General features: G+C 69.6%; 18 protein-coding genes. 13 read left to right on the top strand and 5 right to left on the bottom strand.

Features of this window, described 5'->3' with window-relative positions; translation table 11 throughout:
* The first annotated feature begins 169 nt into the window (after window positions 1-169).
* From AC3WOE_RS20370 to clsB, 8 genes are all read left to right on the top strand, one after another.
* Window positions 170-1,633, top strand: a complete 1,464-nt coding sequence (locus AC3WOE_RS20370) for a high affinity choline transporter 1 (protein WP_492693030.1) — start codon at window positions 170-172, stop codon at window positions 1,631-1,633.
* Between the two features lie 61 nt (window positions 1,634-1,694).
* Complete coding sequence (locus tag AC3WOE_RS20365) at window positions 1,695-1,997, top strand: FmdB family zinc ribbon protein (protein WP_492693029.1); 303 nt, start codon at window positions 1,695-1,697, stop codon at window positions 1,995-1,997.
* Window positions 1,998-2,007: 10 nt separating this feature from the next.
* Window positions 2,008-2,682 carry a DUF502 domain-containing protein gene (locus tag AC3WOE_RS20360; RefSeq protein WP_492693028.1) on the top strand — a complete coding sequence of 225 codons (675 nt, stop codon included), beginning with the start codon at window positions 2,008-2,010 and terminating at the stop codon, window positions 2,680-2,682.
* Window positions 2,683-2,781: 99 nt separating this feature from the next.
* Window positions 2,782-4,575 carry an aspartate--tRNA ligase gene (aspS, locus tag AC3WOE_RS20355; protein WP_492693026.1) on the top strand — a complete coding sequence of 598 codons (1,794 nt, stop codon included), beginning with the start codon at window positions 2,782-2,784 and terminating at the stop codon, window positions 4,573-4,575.
* Between the two features lie 138 nt (window positions 4,576-4,713).
* Window positions 4,714-5,514 carry a curli production assembly/transport component CsgG gene (locus tag AC3WOE_RS20350; RefSeq protein WP_492693024.1) on the top strand — a complete coding sequence of 267 codons (801 nt, stop codon included), beginning with the start codon at window positions 4,714-4,716 and terminating at the stop codon, window positions 5,512-5,514.
* Window positions 5,515-5,532: 18 nt separating this feature from the next.
* Window positions 5,533-6,006: a dihydroneopterin triphosphate diphosphatase gene (nudB, locus tag AC3WOE_RS20345; protein ID WP_492693022.1), complete on the top strand. Its 474-nt coding sequence runs from the start codon at window positions 5,533-5,535 to the stop codon at window positions 6,004-6,006.
* Window positions 6,003-6,791 carry an endonuclease/exonuclease/phosphatase family protein gene (locus AC3WOE_RS20340; protein WP_492693021.1) on the top strand — a complete coding sequence of 263 codons (789 nt, stop codon included), beginning with the start codon at window positions 6,003-6,005 and terminating at the stop codon, window positions 6,789-6,791. The genes nudB and AC3WOE_RS20340 overlap by 4 nt, the downstream gene beginning before the upstream one ends.
* Window positions 6,788-8,050, top strand: coding sequence for a cardiolipin synthase ClsB (clsB, locus tag AC3WOE_RS20335; RefSeq protein ID WP_492693020.1), 1,263 nt, complete (start codon window positions 6,788-6,790; stop codon window positions 8,048-8,050). Before AC3WOE_RS20340 ends, clsB begins: the two co-directional genes overlap by 4 nt.
* 12 nt (window positions 8,051-8,062) lie before the next feature.
* Here clsB and AC3WOE_RS20330 read toward each other — a convergent pair whose 3' ends face one another.
* The 5 genes from AC3WOE_RS20330 to hutU all read right to left on the bottom strand — a co-directional run bounded on the left by AC3WOE_RS20330 (window position 8,063) and on the right by hutU (window position 16,585).
* Window positions 8,063-9,826, bottom strand: coding sequence for a PEP-CTERM sorting domain-containing protein (locus tag AC3WOE_RS20330; protein ID WP_492693018.1), 1,764 nt, complete (start codon window positions 9,824-9,826; stop codon window positions 8,063-8,065).
* A 93-nt stretch (window positions 9,827-9,919) separates the two neighbouring features.
* Complete coding sequence (locus AC3WOE_RS20325; RefSeq protein ID WP_492693016.1) at window positions 9,920-12,763, bottom strand: serine/threonine-protein kinase; 2,844 nt, start codon at window positions 12,761-12,763, stop codon at window positions 9,920-9,922.
* A gap of 8 nt (window positions 12,764-12,771) precedes the next feature.
* Complete coding sequence (locus tag AC3WOE_RS20320) at window positions 12,772-13,296, bottom strand: ECF-type sigma factor (protein ID WP_492693015.1); 525 nt, start codon at window positions 13,294-13,296, stop codon at window positions 12,772-12,774.
* Window positions 13,297-13,394: 98 nt separating this feature from the next.
* The gene (gene hutH, locus AC3WOE_RS20315) at window positions 13,395-14,900 is read right to left on the bottom strand and encodes a histidine ammonia-lyase (RefSeq protein WP_492693014.1); all 1,506 of its coding nucleotides are present in this window, start codon (window positions 14,898-14,900) and stop codon (window positions 13,395-13,397) included.
* 8 nt (window positions 14,901-14,908) lie between these two features.
* A complete protein-coding gene (gene hutU / locus AC3WOE_RS20310) occupies window positions 14,909-16,585 on the bottom strand; it encodes a urocanate hydratase (RefSeq protein ID WP_492693012.1) in 1,677 nt (558 codons plus the stop codon).
* Window positions 16,586-16,651: 66 nt separating this feature from the next.
* Here hutU and hutC point away from each other — a divergent pair, with 66 nt between their 5' ends.
* The 5 genes from hutC (at window position 16,652) to hutF (ending at window position 21,332) form a co-directional block, all read left to right on the top strand.
* Window positions 16,652-17,383: a histidine utilization transcriptional repressor HutC gene (gene hutC, locus AC3WOE_RS20305; RefSeq protein WP_492693010.1), complete on the top strand. Its 732-nt coding sequence runs from the start codon at window positions 16,652-16,654 to the stop codon at window positions 17,381-17,383.
* 70 nt (window positions 17,384-17,453) lie between these two features.
* Window positions 17,454-17,990 (top strand): HutD/Ves family protein, encoded by a 537-nt coding sequence (locus AC3WOE_RS20300; protein WP_492693008.1) that lies wholly within the window; start codon window positions 17,454-17,456, stop codon window positions 17,988-17,990.
* The gene (gene hutI / locus AC3WOE_RS20295) at window positions 17,987-19,183 is read left to right on the top strand and encodes an imidazolonepropionase (RefSeq protein WP_492693006.1); all 1,197 of its coding nucleotides are present in this window, start codon (window positions 17,987-17,989) and stop codon (window positions 19,181-19,183) included. Before AC3WOE_RS20300 ends, hutI begins: the two co-directional genes overlap by 4 nt.
* Window positions 19,180-19,980, top strand: a complete 801-nt coding sequence (gene hutG, locus AC3WOE_RS20290; RefSeq protein ID WP_492693004.1) for an N-formylglutamate deformylase — start codon at window positions 19,180-19,182, stop codon at window positions 19,978-19,980. The genes hutI and hutG overlap by 4 nt, the downstream gene beginning before the upstream one ends.
* A complete protein-coding gene (gene hutF / locus AC3WOE_RS20285; protein WP_492693002.1) occupies window positions 19,968-21,332 on the top strand; it encodes a formimidoylglutamate deiminase in 1,365 nt (454 codons plus the stop codon). Before hutG ends, hutF begins: the two co-directional genes overlap by 13 nt.
* Window positions 21,333-21,356: the final 24 nt, after the last annotated feature.

Raw genomic sequence — 21,356 nt, 5'->3', positions numbered from 1 at the left:
GCTGTCCGGCCTGCTCTGGGGTGCGGCCGGCTTTGCCATCGGCGTGGCGGTGGCCTGGCTGACGGTGCGCTTTCTGGCCCCGCCGTTCTAAGTTCCTTTCCCTAGGGCGGAAGCGCGGCGCCGCCTTCATAATCCGCGCCGCTTTTCCGTCCTTCCGCGCCCCACGTTCATGAACACCACGCTCATCGTCTTCGTCGTGCTCTATCTGCTCGGCACCCTGGGCATCGGCGTCTGGGCGGGTACGCGGGTCAAGAACACCTCGGACTTCGCCGTCGCCGGCCGCAGCCTGCCGCTGATCATGGTGGTCACGACGACCTTCGCGACCTGGTTCGGCGCCGAGACGGTGATGGGCCTGCCCGCCAAGTTCGTGCAGGGCGGCCTGGGTGCCGTCGTCGAAGACCCCTTCGGCGCCGGCTTCTGCCTGGTGCTGGTGGGTGCCTTCTTCGCCGCGCGCCTGTACCGCATGAACCTGCTGACCATCGGCGACTTCTACCGCCAGCGCTTCGGCAAGGGCGTCGAGGTGTTCTGCTCGCTGGCCATCATCCTTAGCTATCTGGGCTGGGTGGCGGCGCAAGTCACGGCCCTGGGCCTGGTCTTCAACATCCTGACCGACGGCGCCATGAGCCCGCAGACCGGCATGATCGTCGGCCTGCTGGCCGTGCTGGTCTATGTCGTCATCGGCGGCTTCCTGGCCGTGGCCTGGACCGACTTCATCCAGATGATCGTGCTGGTCATCGGCCTGAGCGTCATCGCGGTGTTCGCCTCCGACCTCGCTGGCGGTGTCGGCAAGGTCCTGGACCTGGCCAAGACCCGTGACCTGGGCCGCTTCCTGCCGGAACCCAGCTTCACCCAGATGGCTATGTTCCTCGGCTCGGGCCTGACCATGATGCTGGGCTCCATCCCCCAGCAGGACGTGTTCCAGCGCGTCATGTCGGCCAAGGATTCCAAGACGGCCCAGCGCGGCGCCATGATCGGTGGCTTCAGCTACATCGCCTTTGCCTTCGTGCCCATGTTCATCGTGCTGGCCGCCGTCAGCGTGATGGGCGACAAGGCGCTGGAGCTGGCCCAGAACGACTACCAGCGCGTGCTGCCCAGCTTCGTCATGGGCCATATGCCGCTGCTGATGCAGATCCTGTTCTTCGGCGCGCTGCTGTCGGCCATCAAGAGCACCTCGTCGGCCACGCTGCTGGCGCCGACGACCAGCTTCGTCGAGAACATCCTGAAGCAGATCCGCCCTGGCATGAGCGACAAGCAGTCTCTCGTCGCCATGCGCGTGACCCTGGTCATCTTCGCCTTCGCCGTGCTGGCCTATGCCATCGCGCTGCAGGGCACCTCCATCTACGACCTCGTCAGCGCCGCCTACCAGGTGACCCTGGTGGCCGCCTTCGTGCCCCTGGTCTTCGGCCTGTACTGGAGCCGCTCGACCACCCAGGGCGCCGTGTTCTCCATCTTTGCCGGCATCGCCGTCTGGGTCGCCTTCTTCCCGCAGGTGACGACCTGGGGCGAGGTTTTCCCGGGCCAGCTGGCCGGTCTGCTGGCGGCCCTGGTGGGCATGGTGGTCGGCTCGCTGATGCCGCAGTTGCTGACCGACCGCCGCGAGCATGTCAGCCACCATCTGCCGCCCCACGGCTGAGTTCGAGCCGCTCCGCTAAAATGGCAGGCTTTTCGCCTCCCGAGACTCACGAGAGCCCGCCATGCCCATCTACGCCTACCGCTGCAGCGCCTGTGGCCACGCCAAGGACGTGCTGCAAAAGCTGTCCGACGCGCCGCTGACCACCTGCCCGGCCTGCGCGGCAGAGAGCTTTTCCAAGCAGATCACTGCCGCCGGCTTCCAGCTGAAGGGCTCGGGCTGGTACCAGACCGACTTCCGTGGCGGCTCCACCGCCGCACCGGCGACGCCGGCCGCCGAGCCGGCCAAGTCCGAGTCGCCCAAGACCGAAGCGTCCGGCGCCTCGTCGTCCTCCACCCCCTGCGGCGGCTCCTGCGCCTGCCACTGAACGGGACATCGTGGGCGCCTCACTCCGCAAATACCTGGTCGCCGGCCTGCTGGTCTGGCTGCCGCTGGCCATCACCATCTGGGTGCTGGCCCAGGTGCTGGACGTCGTCAATGGCGTCTTCGGCTCCATGCTGGCCGCCCTGGCCCTGGTGCTGCCAGCCTCGCTGAAGGAAGCGGTGCTGGAGCTGCGTCATGTGCCCGGCCTGGGCCTCGTCATCCTGGCCGGCGGCCTGCTGACCACGGGCGTCCTGGTCGCCAACATCTTCGGCCAGTGGCTGCTGACGCAGTGGGACCGGCTGATGTCCCACATCCCCATCGTCAAGAGCATCTACAGCTCGGTCAAGCAGGTCTCGGACACGCTGTTCTCCAGCAGCGGCAACGCCTTCCGCGAGGCCGTGCTGGTGCAATACCCGCGCGCCGGCTCCTGGACCATCGCCTTCGTCACCGGCACGCCCAGCGGCGAGGTGGCCTGCCACCTGGAGCAGGAGCACGTCAGCCTCTATGTGCCGACAACGCCCAATCCCACGTCGGGCTTCTTCCTCATCATGCCGCGCGCCGACATCAAGCCGCTGCACATGACGGTGGACGAGGCGCTGAAATACATCATCTCGATGGGCACGGTGGCGCCGCTGCCGCACCCGGATGCTCCCGCGGCCGACGTCCTGAATCAGCCGGGCCGAAATTAGCCGGGTTGGACGCCCCGGCCGGCGTTCAATCCTGAGAGCCAAGCGAGCTCATCAGCGCCTCCTCAAGAACACCCTGAAAAAGAATCCCGGAGAAATTCCATGCGTACCTGCTATGCCGGCCAAGTCAGCGAAAAGCTGCTCGACCAGACCGTGACCCTGATGGGCTGGGCCCATCGTCGCCGCGACCACGGCGGCGTCATCTTCATCGACCTGCGTGACCGCGAAGGCCTGGTCCAGGTCGTCTGCGACCCCGACCGCGCCGACAGCTTCAAGATTGCGGAAGACGTTCGCAGCGAGTTCTGCCTCAAGATCGTCGGCAAGGTGCGTGCGCGCCCGGCCGGCACCGAGAACGCCAACCTCGTCAGCGGCAAGATCGAAGTGCTCTGCCACGAGATCGAGGTGCTGAACCCGTCGGTGCCCATCCCCTTCCAGATCGACGAGGAAAACCTCAGCGAGACGACCCGCCTCACGCACCGCGTGCTGGACCTGCGCCGCCCGTACATGCAGAACAACCTGATGCTGCGCTACCGCGTCGCGATGGAAGTCCGCAAGTTCCTGGACGAGCATGGCTTCGTCGACATCGAGACCCCGATGCTCACCAAGAGCACGCCGGAAGGCGCGCGCGACTACCTCGTCCCCAGCCGGGTGCATGATGGCCACTTCTTCGCGCTGCCGCAGTCGCCCCAGCTGTTCAAGCAGCTGCTGATGGTGTCGGGCTTCGACCGCTACTACCAGATCACCAAGTGCTTCCGTGACGAGGACCTGCGCGCTGACCGCCAGCCCGAGTTCACGCAGATCGATATCGAGACCAGCTTCCTGACCGAGGAAGAGATCCGCTCGATGTTCGAGGGCATGATCCGCCACGTCTTCCGCAAGAACCTGAATGTGGAACTCGGCGACTACCCGGTCATGAAGTACGCGGACGCCATGCACCGCTACGGCTCCGACAAGCCCGACCTGCGCGTCAAGCTCGAGTTCACCGAGCTGACCGACGCCATGACGACGGTGGACTTCAAGGTCTTCTCCGGCCCCGCCACCACGCCGGGCGGTCGCGTCGTCGCACTGCGCGTGCCGGGCGGTGCCGCCATGAGCCGTGGCGAGATCGACGCCTACACCGAGTTCGTCAAGATCTACGGTGCCAAGGGCCTGGCCTGGATCAAGGTCAATGAAGTGGCCAAGGGCCGCGAAGGCCTGCAGTCGCCCATCGTCAAGAACCTGCACGACGAAGCCGTTGCCGAAGTCCTCAAGCGCACCGGCGCCCAGGACGGTGACCTGATCTTCTTCGGCGCCGACAAGGCCAAGGTCGTCAACGATGCCATCGGCGCGCTGCGCCTGAAGGTCGGCCACAGCGAGTTCGGCAAGACCAATGGCCTGTTCGAGGACAAGTGGGCCCCGCTGTGGGTGGTCGACTTCCCGATGTTCGAGCACGACGAGGAGAACAACCGCTGGGCGGCTGTTCACCATCCCTTCACGGCGCCCAAGGACGGCCATGAGGACCTGATGACGTCGGACCCGGGCAAGTGCATTGCCAAGGCCTACGACATGGTGCTCAACGGCTGGGAACTGGGCGGCGGCTCGGTGCGTATCCATCGCGCCGAAGTGCAGGCCAAGGTCTTCGCCGCGCTGAACATCAGCGAGGAAGACCAGCGCATCAAGTTCGGCTTCCTGCTGGACGCCCTGCAATATGGCGCGCCCCCGCACGGGGGCCTGGCCTTCGGCCTGGACCGCATCGTCACGATGATGACCAAGGCCGAGTCCATCCGCGACGTCATCGCCTTCCCCAAGACCCAGCGCGCCCAGTGCCTGCTGACCGGCGCGCCGTCGCTGGTCGACGAGAAGCAGCTGCGCGAACTGCACATCCGCCTGCGCAACGCCACGCCGGCGGCTCAGTAAGCGTCCTGCCCGGCAGACCAGCCCCGCTGCGGCGGGGCTTTTTTACGCCCCTGCTCAGGGGGAATGTCCCCCGTCCCTGGGGCATGAGGGCGCGTTGGCGGGGGCAGACTCTCGCGTCTGTCCATTGAGGTGACCCGCATGAACCCCGTCCGCTCCCTTCTGTCCACCACGGTCGTGCTGCTGCTGGCCGCCTGCGGCAAGTCGTCCACGACGCTGGGAGAGGGCGGCTCCGTCATCAGCGGCTCGGCCGGTCCCGCGGGCGCCCATCACGCCAGCCGCGAGCTCGTCAAATGCGATGCGCCGGTGGCGACGCTCGCCCTGGTCGAGAACCCCAACGGCTATGCCTATTCCAGCAGCTACCAGCTGCCCTCCAGCCCTGTGCCCCTGGTGCGCCTGCTGGCGCAGCAGAGCGGCTGCTTTCGCGTCGTCGACCGCGCCGCCGGCCTCAAGGCCACCGTGCGCGAGCAGGAGCTGAAGGAAGCCGGCATCCTGCGCCAGCAGGGCAACACGGTCAGCAAGGGCAAGGGCTACGAGGCCCAGTACAGCCTGACTCCGAGCCTCACCTTCAGCGAGCAGGACGCCGGCCGCCAGATCGGCGGCATCCTGCAGGCCATTCCCTATCTGAACAAGCTGGTCGGCGCGGCCGAGCAGGTCAAGCTCAAGCAGGCCCAGGCGGCCCTGCTGCTGACCGACAACGAGACCACCGAGCAGGTCGCCGCGTCCACCGGTTCGGTCGAGGTGGCCGACCTCGGCGTGGGCGGTGCCGTGCTGGGCAAGCTGGGCGGTGCCGCGGGCGCGGGCTGGAGCAATTCCAACGAAGGCAAGGTCATCGCCGCGGCCTTCCTGGATGCCCACAACCAGCTCGTCGCCCAGGTGCGCGAACTGCAGGCCAAGGAGCTGCCGCCCGAGGTGGCCAAACGCAAGCAGCAAGGCGGCTGACCTCGCTATGCTTTGGCCATGCAGTTGGCCAAGCCCTTCAAGATCCCCGAGTCGGTCCTCGTCGTCATCCATACGCCCGATCTGCAGGTGCTGCTGATCGAGCGCGCCGACCATCCCGGCTACTGGCAGAGCGTGACCGGCTCCAAGGACAGCCCCGACGAGGCGCCGGCCGAGACGGCGCGCCGCGAGGTGCTGGAGGAAACCGGCTTCGACATCCAGGCGCTGGGTGGGGAATTGCGCGACTGGCATCTCGCCAACGTTTACGAGATCTACCCGCACTGGCGGCATCGCTACGCACCCGGCGTGACGCGCAACACCGAACACGTCTTCGGCCTACAAATCCCGTCGGCAATGACGCCGACGCTGGCGCCGCGCGAGCATTTATCTTGGGTCTGGTTGCCCTGGCATGAAGCGGCCGACCGCTGCTTCTCGCCGTCCAACGCCGAAGCCGTGTTGCAGTTGCCGCGCTTCAGTCCAGCCACGACGACATGAGCCCCGTCCGCCCCACACCCCATCCGCCCGGCGCCGTGCTGCGGGTGGCGACCTACAACATCCACAAGGGCGTGCGCGGCCTGGGGCCGGCCAAGCGCCTGGAGATCCACAACCTGCAGATGGGCGTCGCGGCCATGGATGCCGACCTCGTCTGCCTGCAGGAAGTGCGCCTCTTCCACCACCGCGAGGCGGCCTATTTCGATCGCACCTGGTTCGGCTGGCCGGAGAAGGGCCAGGCCGAGTTCTTGGCGCCCGAAGGCTATGAAGTGGCCTACCGCACCAACGCGACGACCAAATTCGGCGAGCATGGCAATGCACTGCTGTCGCGCTGGCCGATGGGCGACATCGGCCATCACGACGTGTCCGACCACGCCCTCGAGCAGCGTGGCCTGCTGCATGTGCCCATCCACTGGCAAGGCACCCGCGTCCACGTCGTCGTCGCCCACTTTGGGCTGATCCATTCCAGCCGCGTGCGCCAGGTCGATCGCCTGGCCACCTTCGTGCGCGACCATGTTCCCGCCGGCGAGCCCGTTCTCGTGGCCGGCGACTACAACGACTGGGGCGAGCGCCTGGATCCGCTGATGCGCACCCATGGCCTGCATCGGGCCACGCCGCCGCATGGCCGAGCGCGAGCGCCCACCTTCCCGTCGCGGCTGCCCGTCTTCGCGCTGGACCGCGTCTACATGCGTGGCCTGCGCTGTACGGGCGTGCAGGTGCCGCGCGGCCCCAGCTGGGCGCGCATGTCCGACCACCTGCCGCTGCTCGTCGAGCTGACCCTCGAATGAGACGTCTTGGGTCGCGGCGGCGCCGGCGTCACCATGCCGTCGACCCCGGCTTCGTCGGCGGCAACGAGGTCGAGCTGCTGCGCGGCGGCGACGAGCTTTTTCCGCGCATGCTCGCCGCCATCCGCCATGCCAGCAGCGAGATCTGGCTGGCGACCTATATCTTTCACCACGACGAGACCTCGCTCGCCCTGGCCGACGCGTTGATCGCGGCGGATCGCCGCGGCGTGCGCGTGCGCGTCGTCGTGGATGGCTTCGGCAGCAACGCCAGCATCCGCACGCTGCGCGAGCGCTTCACGGGCAGCGGCGTGGCCTTTGCCGTGTTCCGTCCCATGGACCGCTGGTGGCGCTGGTTCCAGCCCGGCCAACTGCGCCGCCTGCATCAGAAGCTGTTCGTCGCCGACGGCGAGCTGGCCTTCGTAGGCGGCATCAACGTCATCGACGACCGCATCGACATCCACCATGGCGTCAGCGAGCTGCCGCGGCTTGACTTCGCCGTCGGTGTCAGGGGCGGCCTGGTGGATCTCGTCGCGCAAAGCGTGCGCTCGATCTGGTCGCGCGCCTGGCTGGGCCGGGAGTTCGACGACGCGCTGCTGGACTATGTGCCGCTGCGTCGCCGCTTCGGCCTGTGGCTGACCCAGCTCTGGCGCGGCCCGCAGCGCCTGGCCGAGCCGCCGTCGCGGCTGCTGCCCGTCAGTGCCGCCTTCGTGCTGCGCGACAACCTGCGCCGCCGCCGCACCATCGAGCATGCCTATGCCGACGCCATCCGCGAGGCGCGGGCCAGCGTCGACATCATCTGCCCCTACTTCTACCCCGGCCAGCGCATCCGCCACGCGCTGCGCCGGGCCGCTGACCGCGGCGTGCGGGTGCGCCTGCTGCTGCAGGGCAAGCTGGACTACCGGCTGGCCGGCTGGGCCGCCGAGGCGCTGTACGCCGACCTGCTTGGCCATGGCGTCGAGATCTACGAGTACACGCCGGCCTTCCTGCACGCCAAGGTCGCCGTCGTCGACGGCCAGTGGGCAACGGTGGGCAGTTCCAACATCGATCCGCTGTCGCTGCTGGTCAACCTGGAGGCCAATGTCGTCGTGGAGGATGCCGGCTTCGCGGCGCGGTTGGCGGCGGAGATCGAGACCGCCATCGATGTGTCCAAGCGCGTCGGCGAGCACGGCGGCACGGGCCTGCGCGCCATGCTGCATCGGGCCGTCGTGGCTTGGTTCGCCTACGTTTTCCTGCGCGTGGCGGGGGCGGCGGGGCGGTACTGAGCCGCCCAGGCGTCATGCCTGACGTCCCAGGCGCCGCCGGCCCAGCAGCAGCGCCACGCCCAGGGCCATCAGCGCGGCCGAGGCCGGTTCTGGCACGGGCTGCGCGTAGCCGGCGCCGCTGGCCGAGCTGACCGACACGCCCACGGGCAGGCTCAGGTAGAACACCACGTCGGCCTGGTCGACGCGGCTGCTGCCGTCCACGCTGTTGATGCCCGGCGACGAGGCCGCGTCGTAGAACAGGATGGCGCCCACGTCGTGCGGCGCGCCGATGGCCCACTGCAGCTGGACCTGGCGGGTCACCGAGTGGTCGATCGTCTGACCGGCCTGGGCCTGGTCACCGAAATTGAAGTTCGACACGCCGAAGTCGTAGTGACCGTTGACGGCCACGTTCGCGCAGCAGGTGGTGGGCCCCGAGCTGAGCTTGTCGGTCAGCACCTCGGTGACGGTGAACGAGACCAGGCTGCCGGGTGCCAGCGTCGCCGAGGTCAGTGTCAGGCGGTCCTGGAAGGCGACGTAGTCGGCGTTGGCGTCGGACTGGCGGACGAAGTTCGGGCTGTGCTGGGCTGCATTGGCGCTGCCCCACAGATGACCGTAGGCGGCGTTGCCGGTGATGTTGCTGCTGAAGCTGCCGAAGGCGTCGACGACGCCGAAGCCGACCGGCCCCGCGCTGGCCACCGGGCCGTCGATGGCGCCCGTGTCCTGCTGCTGCGTCACGCCGTTGCCGCGTGCGTCCACCCAGGCCCGCACCCAGTGGTCGGAAGCGGCCTGTGCGGTGGACGCGGCCAGGGCGCCGGTCAGCGCCAGGCTGGCCGCGAGCCTGCGCCTGCGCAGCAAGCCGAGCAGCAGTCCACCGCTGGCCATCAGGGCCCAGGTATCGGGCTCGGGCACGGCAGCCACCGTGCTCATCGTGGCCGTGAAGGCATGCACGTTCACGCCGTTGGCATCGCCCCAGGCGCCCACCATCGTCAGCTGGTCGTTGATGCCGTAGACCTCGGTCCAGAGCGCGCCGGGAATGTCGATGCGGTAGGTGGTCGCGCCGTTGAACACGAAGCCGTTTCGCGCGCTGCTGGCATCGCCATAGGCGCCCACCAGCCAGCCGTGGTCGTTGGTGCCGAAGACGCGCGTGCCGTAGGACGCGTCGCCGGGCACGTCGAAGGCGGTGTAGCTGCCGCCCACGAGCTGAAAACCGTGCTGGAAGCGAGCCGCGTCGACCGACCAGCCGACGACGCGTCCGCTGCTGTCGACGTCTCGTGCCTGGGTGCTCAGGCTGCCAGGCACCATCAGGTCGGTGAAGCCGCCGCCGCTCCACAGAAAGCCGCGATCGGTGCTGCCGCCGGGCTCGTAGGAGCCGACCACCTTGCCGGTGTCGTTCATGCCCCAGGCCACGCTGCGCGGGCCGCCCGGGTTGAGCGGCGTGAAGGTGCTGCCGCTTTGCAGAAAGCCGAGCAGATTGGCCCCGTCGTAGTAGGCGCCGCTGACCGCGCCGAGGCTGTTGATGGCGTAGTTTTCCGTGATCCTGATGGCGCCCGGTGCATCGTTCTGCGTCAACACGCCGGCCGCGAGTTTGTAGCCATGGGCCAGCGTGATGCCGTCGTCGGAGTAGCCCGTGATCACGCCCGCGTTGTTGATGCCATGGGCAAAGGTCTCGACCGAGTTGTAGAGGTCGAAGGAGACGTAGGCCAGCTTGGCCGGCGGGTCGGGTTGCGGGTTGAAGGCAAAGGCCGCCGGGCTGAGCGACAGGGTGGCGGCCAGGCAGATCGCTGAGAGGGGGTTCATGCGTACTCCAAGGGGGTGAATCCGCCAAAGGGCGGGGCTCACGGGGGAATTCGCAGGAATGACCCGCCAGCGGACAGCGCGCCGGGCTTCAAGTTAGGGGAGCCAGGGCAGCGTGGCGGGCAGCACGAAGCCGGCCTCGCGCAGGCTGGCCTGGGTGCTGCGCTCCAGTGCCTGCGCCGCCGCGGCCTGGCCCTGGGCCTGCAGCACGGCGGCGCGCACCAGGTCGGCCGAGCGCATCAGCACGTGGCCGGCGGGCAACCTGGGCTTGAGCAGCGCCAGGCCTTCGTCGAGCTTGGCTTGCGCGGCGTCCGGCTGCCGGGCTTGCGCCAGCGCCAGCGCCTGGGCCAGCAGGGCACGCGCCGCCAGGATCTGGCTGGTCAGGGTCTCGCGCTTGCGCCAGATGGCCGCGGCTTCGGCGGCGCGCTCTGCGCTGGCCTGTGGCTGGGCCTGCAGGCGCAGCGCGGCGGCCAGATAGACGAGGGTGGCGGCCTTGCGGCCGTCGTTGAAGCCGTCGCGCTCGTCGGCCAGCGCCAGGCGCTGCAGCAGGCTCAGGCCCTCGGCGAAGCGGCCGTCGAAGAGCAGGGCCAGGCCGAGCCGGCGCTCCAGGCCGCGCCGGTCGGCGGCGGAATAGTCCTGCTTGCCTTCGACGATGCGGACCGATTCGCGCGCCGCGGCCAGGCCTTCGGCCACGCGGCCCGTCAGGCACAGCGGAATGACGCGAAACGACTGGTCGAGCGCGGCTTCACCGTCGTCCGCGCCGTACAGATCGGCCGAACGCCTGGCGTTGTCGTCGGTCACGCGGGCGGCCAGCGGTGCGTTGCCACCGTCCTGCAGCAGCACCGCCAGGCTGCGCTGCACGCGGATGGAGTTGGAATTGCGCCGACCTTCCAGCCGGTCGAAGTCGGCCAGGGCACGTTCCAGGGCACGCCGGCTGTCGTCCCAGCGCCCGGACAGCTGCCAGGCGTAGCCCATGTCGGCACGCAGCGTGGTGGCGTCGATCTCATGGCCGGCGGGCAGGGGATCCAGCAGCGGCTCGATCTCGGCGTAGAGCGGCGCGGCCTCGGCGACCTGGCCATCGAGCACCAGGCCGAGCGCCAGTTCGGACTTGGCCTGGATGAGCTCCCAGCTGCGCTCGCCCCAGCGCCGGGCCAGGCGCGGCAACAGGGGGCGCAGGGCTTCGCGGCTTTCGGCCATGCGGCGCAGGCTGATCAGGCTGGAGGCGCGCTCCACGCCGGCCGCCAGCCAGGTGTCCGTGGCCGGCCCGGGGGAGGCGGTCAGTGGTGCCAGTGCGGCCAGCGTCTCGGTCAGCGTCGCCAGGGCGGCTTCGTGTCTGCCGTAGCGGTTGAGCGTGCGCCCCAGCACCAGCCCGGCGGCGCCGGCGTCGGCACTCCCGGCGCCGTGGCGCTGCCGCGCCTGGTCGAGCTGGGCCTGCGCCAGGGGCAGGGCATTCTTTTCGTCGCCCAGCTTGAGGTAGATGTCGACCATGGCCGCGCGCACGGCGGCGATGGAATCGGGCTCGCCGGCCAGCTGGGCCTGGAGCTCGTGCTCGGCGCGCGCCATCAGGTCGCGGGCGGTGAGCTCGCGGCCCTGCGCACGCGCCGGGTCGGCCTCGTTGAAGAGGCCGATCAGGAAGCCCTGCACGGCCTGTGCGCGTTGCGCCTCGCGGACAGCGACGGCGGTCTGCTCGCGCGCCGCGCGGGCCTGCCACAGCGCTGCGCCCGCGCCCGTCAGCAAGGCCAGGGCCACCACTCCGCCCGCTGCCACCACCACACGGTTGCGGGCGATGAACTTGCCGCCGCGGTAGCGCCAGCTCGGCGGCATGGCCTGCACGGGCAGGCCATGCAGGTGGCGCTGGATGTCCTGCGCGAAGGCGTCGGCGCTGGCGTAGCGCTGCGCGGGGTCGCGCGCCATGGCCTTGAAAACGATGTTGTCCAGGTCACCGCGCAGCGCGCGGCGGTCTGCTGCCGGCGCCAGGCTGCTGAGGCGTTGCAGCTCGCCGTTCAGCACCGCCTCCTCCAGGGCCGCGCGGCCCGGCCGGGTGGGCTTGTAGGGCGTGTGCCCGCTCAGCAGCTCGCACAGCACGACGCCCAGTGAGTACAGGTCGCAGGCCGTGCTCACGTCCAGCTGCGCCAGCTGCTCGGGGGCAGCGTACTGCGGCGTCAGCAGCGGCTGCCCCAGCTCGGTCAGCGCGGCCTGGGGGCGGGTCTCGTCCTGCAGCAGCGCAATGCCGAAATCCAGCAGGCGCACCTGGCCGGCGGCGTCGACGAGGATGTTCGACGGCTTCAGGTCGCGGTGCACCACCAGACGCTGGTGGGCGTGCTGCACCGCCGACAGCACCTGGCCGAACAGCGCCAGCCTCGCGGCGACGTCGAGCCCGGCGCTCTGGGCATGCTGGGTGATGGGCTGCCCCTGAACCAACTCCATGGCCAGCCAGGCCTGGCCGTCGGCGCTGATGCCGGCATCGAAGAGGCGGGCGATGTGCGGGTGGTTGAGCTGGGCAAGGATGTCGCGTTCGCGCTCGAAGCGCTCTCCCACGCGCCAGCGCTGCAAGCCTGGGCGAGGCAGCTTCAGGGCCACCTGGCGCTTGAGCGTGCCGTCGCGGCGCTCCGCCAGCCACACCACGCCCATGCCGCCTTCGCCCAGCGGGCTGAGCAACTGCCAGGGGCCCAGCGTGGCGCCTGCCTGCCAGGGCGGGTGCAGGCTTCCCGCCAGCGCGGCGGCGGCGTCGCGCAGCGGCTGGCTCCACGCGGCCCGCGATGCGCCGGCATCCTCGTCCAGCAGCTCGGGGTGAGCCAGCATGTCGCGCAAGGCGGGTGCGAGGGCCGCGTCGTCGCCCTGCAGGCCGTCGACCCAGGCGGCGCGCTCCGCCGCAGGGAGGGCCATCAGGCGGTCGAGCAGGCCGGCCAGCCGGGGCAGTTGATCGGCCTTGACCGGCATGCCGGGCCTCAGCTCAGCGCGGCGTGCAGCAAGGCGCGCGCACGCTGCCAGTGCCGGCGCACCGTGCGGTCGCTGACGCCGAGGGCGTGGGCGATCTCGGCTTCGCCGAGGCCGCCGAAGCAGCGCATCTCCACCACCTGCACCAGCTGTTCGTCCACGCCCTGCAGCGCCGACAGGGCCTCGTTGAGCTGCAGCAGTCGCTCGTCCTGGACGGTGGCCGACGCCTGGACGCCGGTGTCCAGCGTCAGGTGCACCAGCTCTCCGCCGCGTCGCTGCGCATGGCGCTGGCGCACGAAGTCGATCACGACGAAGCGCATCACCCTTGCTGCATAGCCCAGGAACCGCCCGTGGTCATCCAGGGGCAGGCCCCGGTTGGCTGCCAGCCTCAGCCAGGCCTCGTGGACCAGGCCGGTGGTGTCCAGCAGGGTGATGGGCTCGTTGCGCCGCAGCTGACCTCGCGCGATGCGGCGCAACTGCGGGTAGAGGACGCCGAAGACGGCGTCGCTCTGCATGCGGCCGGGGCTCTCGTTCATGCGGGCGGGGCGGGCGGGACGGTGGCGGCCATCCTATGCTGGCCGCCGTCCAGAGCCGCCCCGCCGGGCGGCACGGCGTCCTCAGGCGGACGGATCGCTCAGGGGGTGAAGCGCGGCGCGTGGGCCGCCTTCAGCTCTCCGGCCTGCACCAGGGCCGCAGCCCGTTCGATGTCCGGCGCCAGATAGTGGTCGGCCGGGCTGCTGGCGCAGTCCGCGCGCAGGCGCGTGTGCAGGGCTTCCACCGGCGTCGAGCTCTGCAGCGGGCGCAGGAAGTCGATGCCCTGGGCGGCGGCCAGCATCTCGATGGCGACGATGTGGGCCGTGTTGTCGATCATGGCGTGCAGGCGGCGCGCGGCGAAGGTGGCCATGGAGACATGGTCTTCCTGGTTGGCGCTGGTCGGCAGGCTGTCGACGCTGGCCGGGTGGGCCAGGCTCTTGTTCTCGCTGGCCAGGGCCGCGGCCGTCACGTGGGCGATCATGAAGCCGCTGTGCAGGCCGGCGTCGGCCGTCAGGAAGGGCGGCAGGCGCGAGATGCCCGGATCGATCAGCATGGCGATGCGGCGCTCGGCGATGGCGCCGACCTCGGCGATGGCCAGGGCCAGGTTGTCGGCTGCGAAGGCCACCGGCTCGGCGTGGAAATTGCCGCCCGACACCATCACGTCCTCGAACACCAGCGGGTTGTCGGTCACCGCATTGGCCTCGCGTACCAGCACCTGGGCGGCATGGCGGGCCTGGTCCAGGCAGGCGCCCATGACCTGGGGCTGGCAGCGCAGGCAGTAGGGGTCCTGCACGCGTTCGTCGCCTTCGCGGTGTGACTGGCGGATGGCGCTGCCGGCGAGCAGTTCGCGGTAGATGCCGGCCACCTCGATCTGGCCGGGCTGGCCGCGCACCGCGTGGATGCGGGCATCGAAGGGACCGTCGGAACCTCTGGCAGCATCCAGCGTCATCGCACCGCTGGCCAGGGCCGTGGCGAACAGGCCTTCGAAGCGCAGCAGCGCGTGCAGGGCGAGGGCGGTGCTGGCCTGGGTGCCATTGATGAGGGCCAGGCCTTCCTTGGCGGCCAGGGTCAGCGGCTGCAGCTCCAGGCGGGCGAGTTCGTCGCGGGCCGACACGCGTTGACCCGCGACCAGGGCTTCGCCTTCGCCCATCAGGGCCAGCGTCATGTGGGCCAGCGGCGCCAGGTCACCACTGGCACCGACCGAGCCCTGGCAGGGCACGTAGGGAATGAAGCCGGCGTTCAGCGCATCCAGCAGCGACTGCACGACCTCGCGGCGCACGCCGCTGAAACCGCGTGCCAGGCTGCCTGCCTTGGTGGCCAGCATCAGCCGCATCACCTCGGGCGACATCGGCGCGCCGACGCCCACGGCGTGGCTGCGGATCAGGTTGAGCTGCAACTGGGCGAGCTGGTCCTTGGCGATGCGGGTGCTGGCCAGCTTGCCGAAGCCGGTGTTGACGCCGTAGACCGGGGCATCGCCCGCGGCGGCGGCGGCCACCAGGGCGGCGCTCTTGTCGACGGCGCTCCAGTCTTCGAGCTGCAGCGCGGCGCGGCCGGCGGCGATGTCGGCGAGTTGGTCCAGCGTCAGTTGTCCGGGGATGAGTTTCATAGCGGACTTCACAGGGAAGGCAGGTTCAGTTCGTGGGTGCGGGCGCAGGCGGCGGCCGACTCGTAGCCGGCATCGGCATGGCGCATGACGCCCGTGGCCGGGTCGTTCCACAGCACGCGCGAGATGCGCTGGGCAGCGGCGTCCGTGCCATCGCAGACGATGACGACGCCCGAGTGCTGCGAGTAGCCCATGCCGACGCCGCCGCCGTGGTGCAGCGACACCCAGGTGGCGCCGCCGGCGGTGTTGAGCAGCGCGTTCAGCAGCGGCCAGTCGGAGACGGCGTCCGAACCGTCCTTCATGCCTTCGGTCTCGCGGTTCGGGCTGGCGACCGAGCCGCTGTCTAGGTGGTCGCGGCCGATGACGATGGGGGCCTTCAGCTCGCCGTTCCTGACCATCTCGTTGAAGGCCAGGCCGGCGATGTGGCGCTCGCCCAGGCCCAGCCAGCAGATGCGCGCCGGCAGGCCCTGGAAGGCGATGCGCTCGGCGGCCATGTCCAGCCAGCGGTGCAGGGCCTCATGCTTGGGGAACAGTTCCTTGAGCTTGGCGTCGGTCTTGCGGATGTCTTCGGGGTCGCCAGACAGCGCCACCCAGCGGAACGGGCCCTTGCCCTCGCAGAACAGCGGCCGCACATAGGCGGGCACGAAGCCGGGGAAGTCGAAGGCATTGGCCACGCCCTGGTCCTTGGCGACCTGGCGGATGTTGTTGCCATAGTCCACCGTCGGGATGCCCATTTGCTGAAAGGCCAGCATGCCCTTGACATGCTCGGCCGCGCTCTTGGCGGCGGCAGCCTTCAGCTCGGCATGCTGGGCCGGGTCGCTTGCGGCGGCCTTCCACTGCTCCACGCTCCAGCCGGCCGGCAGATAGCCGTGGATCAGGTCGTGGGCCGAGGTCTGGTCGGTGACGAGATCGGGCTTGATGGCCGTGCCCTGCCTGCAGCGCTCGGCCAGTTGCGGGATCAGGCGGGCCGCATTTCCCAGCAGGGCGATGGACTTGGCCTCGCCGGCCGCGGTGTACTTGGCGATGCGGTCCAGCGCGTCGTCGAGGTCGAAGGCCTGCTCGTCCACATAGCGGGTCTTGAGGCGGAAGTCGATGCGCGACTGCTGGCACTCGATGTTCAGCGAGCAGAAGCCCGCGAAGGTGGCGGCCAGGGGCTGGGCACCGCCCATTCCGCCGAGGCCGGCGGTCAGTACCCAGCGACCCTTGGCCACGCCACCGTAGTGCTGGCGCGCGGCTTCGGCAAAGGTCTCGTAGGTGCCCTGCACGATGCCCTGGCTGCCGATGTAGATCCAGCTGCCAGCAGTCATTTGGCCGTACATCATCAGGCCCTTGCGATCCAGCTCGTGAAAGTGCTCCCAATTGGCCCAAGCAGGGACGAGATTGGAATTCGCCAACAGGACTCTGGGCGCGTCCACATGCGTGCGGAACACGCCGACCGGCTTGCCCGACTGGATCAACAGCGTCTCGTCGTCGTTCAGCTCGCGCAGCGACTTGAGGATGGCATCGAAGGCATCCCAGTTGCGCGCGGCCTTGCCGATGCCGCCATAGACGACCAGGGCGTCCGGGTTCTCGGCCACGGCGGGGTCGAGGTTGTTCTGCAGCATGCGGTAGGCCGCTTCGGTCAGCCAGCTCTTGCAGCTGAGCTGGGTGCCGGTGGGCGCTTTGACGGGGCGGGGCAGGGCGGGCATGGGGTACTCCTGAAAGTGGGGCGGACTCTAGTTGTATATACAAGTCAAGTCAACTAGGATGCCGCCATGCCCAAAAGCCCCCGAACGTCAGCTACGGGTCCCGAACCCCAATACCTCAAGGTCAAGAACCATCTGCGCGAAGGCATCGCCAGCAGCCACTGGGTGGCCGGCGATCTGCTGCCCAGCGAAGGCGCCCTTGTCGCCCAGTTCGAAGTCAGCCGCATGACGGTGAACCGGGCCCTGCGCGAGCTGGTGCAGGAGGGCTTGATCGAGCGTGTGCAGGGCGTGGGCAGCTTCGTGGCCCAGCTGCACCGCATCTCGTCGACGCTGAACGTGCGCGACGTGCACGAGGAAATCAATGAGCGTGGCGGGATGCACGAGGCCCGCGTGCATGCATTGACGCGCGGCAAGGCCACGCCCCAGCAGGCCGCCGAGCTCGGCATCAAGCGCGGCGCGCCGGTCTTCCTCAGCCTCATCGTGCATCTGGAGAACGGCGTGGCCATCCAGTGCGAGGAGCGCGCCGTCAACCCGGCCAGTGCGCCCGACTATCTTTCGCAGGATTTCACGCGCATCACGCCGACGCACTATCTGCTGGATGTGGCGCCGCTGTCGGAGGCGCGCTACATGATCGAGGCGGCCCTGCCCGGCGAGGTCGAGGCCAAGCTGCTCGGCATCAACCGCCGCGACCCCTGTCTGGTCGTCAAGCGCATCACCTACAGCCGCGGCGTGGCCGTAACCAGCGTGAAACTGACCCACCCCGGTGTACGTTACCAATTGCAAGGGAGCTTCTCGGCATGAGCCGGGCCGCACAGAGCTGCGGAGAATGCGCGATTGCCCCCAAGCAGGGGTTGAGCGCGAGGAAAAGAACATGAGTTGGAGCAGGGTCAGCGCGGCCGATGTGCAGCCGCAGGCCTGGAAGAACGCAGGCGGCACGACGCGGGAGTTGCTGGCCTGGCCGCATGCCCATGACTGGGCCTTGCGCATCAGCGTCGCGCGCGTGGAGCGCGACGGGCCCTTTTCGGCCTTCCCGGGCGTGCACCGTTGGCTGGCCGTCATCCGCGGCTCGGGCCTGCGCCTGTTCGACTGGCCGCAGAGCGTGGGCGACGAGCCTTTGCGCTTCGACGGCGGCCTCGCCCCCGAGGCCGAGCTGATCAAGGGCGACACCGACGTCTTCAACGTGATGGAGAGGCGCGGCAACCTGGAGGTCGAGTCGGCCCATCATGTGCTGCTGCCCAAGACGCCCTGGGTCGGCCTGTTCACCGTCAGCGGCGGCCTTCTCGAGCATGGCCACCGCGCCATGCCGATGGCGCCGCTGACGCTGGCCTGGTGCGAGGATCCCGTGCCCCAGAGCTGCGTCTTCACCGGCGAGGGCAATGCCTGGTGGCTGACCTGGAGCGGCGAGTGACGCGATCGCGGCTGTGGCGCGGCGGGCTGCTCGCGACGCTGGCGGGCGAGAGCGGTTGGGGCCTCATCGACGACGGCGCCCTGCTGGTCGAGGACGGGCTGCTGCGCTGGGTCGGGCCCAGCGCCGAGGCGCCGGCGGCTGACGATGTCGTCGAGCTGCATGGCGCCCTGGTCACGCCGGGCCTGGTGGACTGCCACACCCATCTCGTCTACGGCGGCAGCCGCGCCCACGAGTTCGAGCAGCGCCTGCATGGCGCCAGCTATGCCGACATCGCCAAGGCCGGCGGCGGCATCAAGTCGACGGTCGCCGCCACGCGTGCCGCCAGCGAGGTCGAGCTGCTGGCCAGCGCCCGCAAGCGCGCCCAGGCCCTCATCCGCGAGGGCGTGACGACGCTGGAGATCAAGTCCGGTTACGGCCTGGACGCTGGCACCGAGGCCCGCATGCTGCGCGTGGCGCGCCAACTGGCCAGCCTGGGTGTCGACGTGCGCACGACCTATCTTGCCGCCCATGCCCTGCCGCCCGAGTTCGCCGACGCCGACGACTACATCGCCGCCGCCTGCCTGTGGCTGCCCGAGCTGCACCAAGCCGGCCTCGTCGATGCGGTTGACGCCTTCTGCGAGCACATCGCCTTCAGCCCGGCCCAGGTGGCGCGCGTGTTCGACGCGGCCAAGCGCCTCAACCTGCCCGTCAAGCTGCATGCCGAGCAGCTCAGCGACCAGGGCGGTACCCAGCTCGCCGCGGGTTACCGGGCGCTGAGCTGCGACCACCTCGAATACCTCAGCCCGGCGGGCGTTCAGGCCATGGCCGAGGCCGGCACGGTGGCGGTGCTGTTGCCCGGCGCCTTCTATGCGCTGCGTGAAACCCAGCTGCCGCCGATTGCGGCGCTGCGCGAGGCCGGCGTGCCGATCGCCATCGCCACCGACCACAACCCCGGCAGCTCGCCGACGCTGTCGCCGCTGCTGATGCTGAACATGGCCTGCGTGCTGTTCCGCCTGACGCCCGAGGAGGCCCTGCGCGGCCTCACCGTCAATGGCGCCCGCGCCTTGGGGCTGGCCGACCGCGGCCGGCTGGTGCCGAGTCAGCGCGCCGATTTCTGTGTCTGGGATAGCGCACATCCGCGTGAGCTGGCAGCATGCTTTGGACATAACCCGCTGATAGAACGGGTCTGGCAAGGACAACAGGGAGAAGCATGAGCGTTTTCAGCCTGCAGCAGGGCCGTGTGCCCCTGCTGATCAGCCTGCCCCATGTGGGCATCGAAATTCCGCCCGAACTGGTCGAGCGCCTGGTGCCGCGCGCCCTGGCCAGCGAGGACACCGACTGGCATCTGGAGCGGCTCTACCGGCCGCTGGCCGAGAAGCTCGGCGCCAGCGTCATCGTGCCGCGCTACAGCCGCTACGTCATCGACCTGAACCGGCCGCCCGACGACCAGCCCCTCTACCCGGGCGCTGCGGGTGGCACCGGTCTGGTGCCGACCCGCTTCTTCAGCGACGACCCGCTCTACCGCGAAGGCGCCGAGCCCGACGCCGCCGAAATCGGTGCGCGCCGCGAGGCCTATTGGCAGCCCTATCACCAGGCCCTGGCCGCCGAGCTCGAGCGCCTGCGTGCCGCTCACGGCCATGCCCTGCTGTTCGACGGCCACAGCATCCGCTCCGAGCTGCCCTGGTTGTTCGACGGCCAGCTGCCGGCCTTGAACCTCGGCACGGCCGATGGCGCCTCCTGCGCACCGGCCCTCACCGAACGTCTGGGCGCGTTGCTGGCAGGGCAGGTGCAGTTCAGCCAGGTCGTCAACGGCCGCTTCAAGGGCGGCTACATCACCCGCCACTATGGCCAGCCGGGCCGCGGCGTGCATGCGGTCCAGCTGGAGATGTGCCAGCGCTGCTACATGGACGAAGCCGCCGACCCGGCCGGCGCCTACGACGACGAACTGGCCAACGGCGCGGCGCCGCTGATCGAAAAGCTGCTGAAGGAGATGCTCGCATGGCAGCCTTGAAGCGCCTTCACGCCGCCCTGGCCTGGGTGGACGGCCGCTGGCAGCGCGATGTGCTGCTCAGCGTCGATGCCAATGGCTGCTGGTCCGAGATCACCGTCAACCTGCCGGCACCGCTTGACGCCGAGAAGCTGGGTGGCCCCGTCATCCCGAGCCTCGTCAACGCCCACAGCCATGCCTTCCAGCGCGCCTTCGTCGGGCTGGCCGAGCGTCGCGAGGCCGGCCAGGACGATTTCTGGAGCTGGCGCGACCGCATGTATGCGCTGGCCCTGCGCATCTCGCCGCAGCAGCTGAAGGCGGTGGCCAGCCAGCTCTATGCGGAGTTGCTGCGCGGCGGCTACACCCAGGTCTGCGAGTTCCACTATCTGCACCACCCGGCCGAAGGCCATGATTTCGACGACGAGCTGGACATGGCCTGGGCCCTGGCCGAGGCCGCCGAGGAGGTCGGCATCGGTCTGACCCTGCTGCCGGTTGTCTACACCCGCAGCGGTTTCGGCGCCGACGGCCTGCGAGCCGACCAGCACCGCTTTGCCGCCGATGCCGACTGGGCCTGGCGGGCCAGCCAGCGCGTCATGGCCGCCGGCCTGCCGCGGGTGAACGCCGGCGTGGCCCTGCATTCGCTGCGCGGCGCCTCGCCTCAGGACATCGCCCGCCTGCGAGACCTTGTCGGCGCGTCCGACCTGCCTATCCACATCCATGTGGCCGAGCAGACCGGCGAGGTGGCCGACTGCCTGGCCGCCACGGGCAAGCGCCCCATCCAGTGGCTGGCCGAGGAGGGTCATCTGGATCCGCGCTGGCAACTGGTGCACGCCACCCATGCCGAGCCGGCCGAGATCGAGGCCGTGGCCCGCAGCGGCGCCGGCATCGTCATCTGCCCCGGCACCGAGGCCAATCTCGGCGACGGCCTGGCCGATCTGCCGCGCTGGCTGGCCGGCGGTGTGCCGCTCACGGTGGGCTCGGACAGTCAGGTCACGCGCGGCTGGGTGGAGGAGATCCGCTGGCTGGAATACGGCCAGCGCCTGTCCCTGCGCCAGCGCAATGTCGCTTCGGCACCCGGCAGCCAGCCCTCCAGTGCGGCGCGGCTCTTTGATGCCGCAGTCCATGGTGGCGCCGCCGCCGCCGGCTTCGCGGCCTGGGGCCTGACGCCCGGTGCGCGGGCCGACTGCCTGGTGCTGAACCGCGAGGCCGACACCCTGCGCGGCCTGCCCGAGGAAGCCCTTTTGGACGCGGTCGTCTTCGGCAGCAACGGCTCGCCGTGGCAGTCGGTGTGGGTGGCCGGCCGCGCCCGGCCCTGGCGCGCCCCCACTCGGGTGGGGGATGCCTTCGAGGCCGCCATGCGCCAGCTCTGGTCATGAAATAACCCAAATCGCTCAGAAATG

Source organism: Roseateles sp. FW305-36 (genome assembly GCF_058787015.1).
The sequence above is the reverse complement of the archived record's forward strand: the minus strand, read 5'-3'. Positions and strand labels throughout refer to the sequence as shown.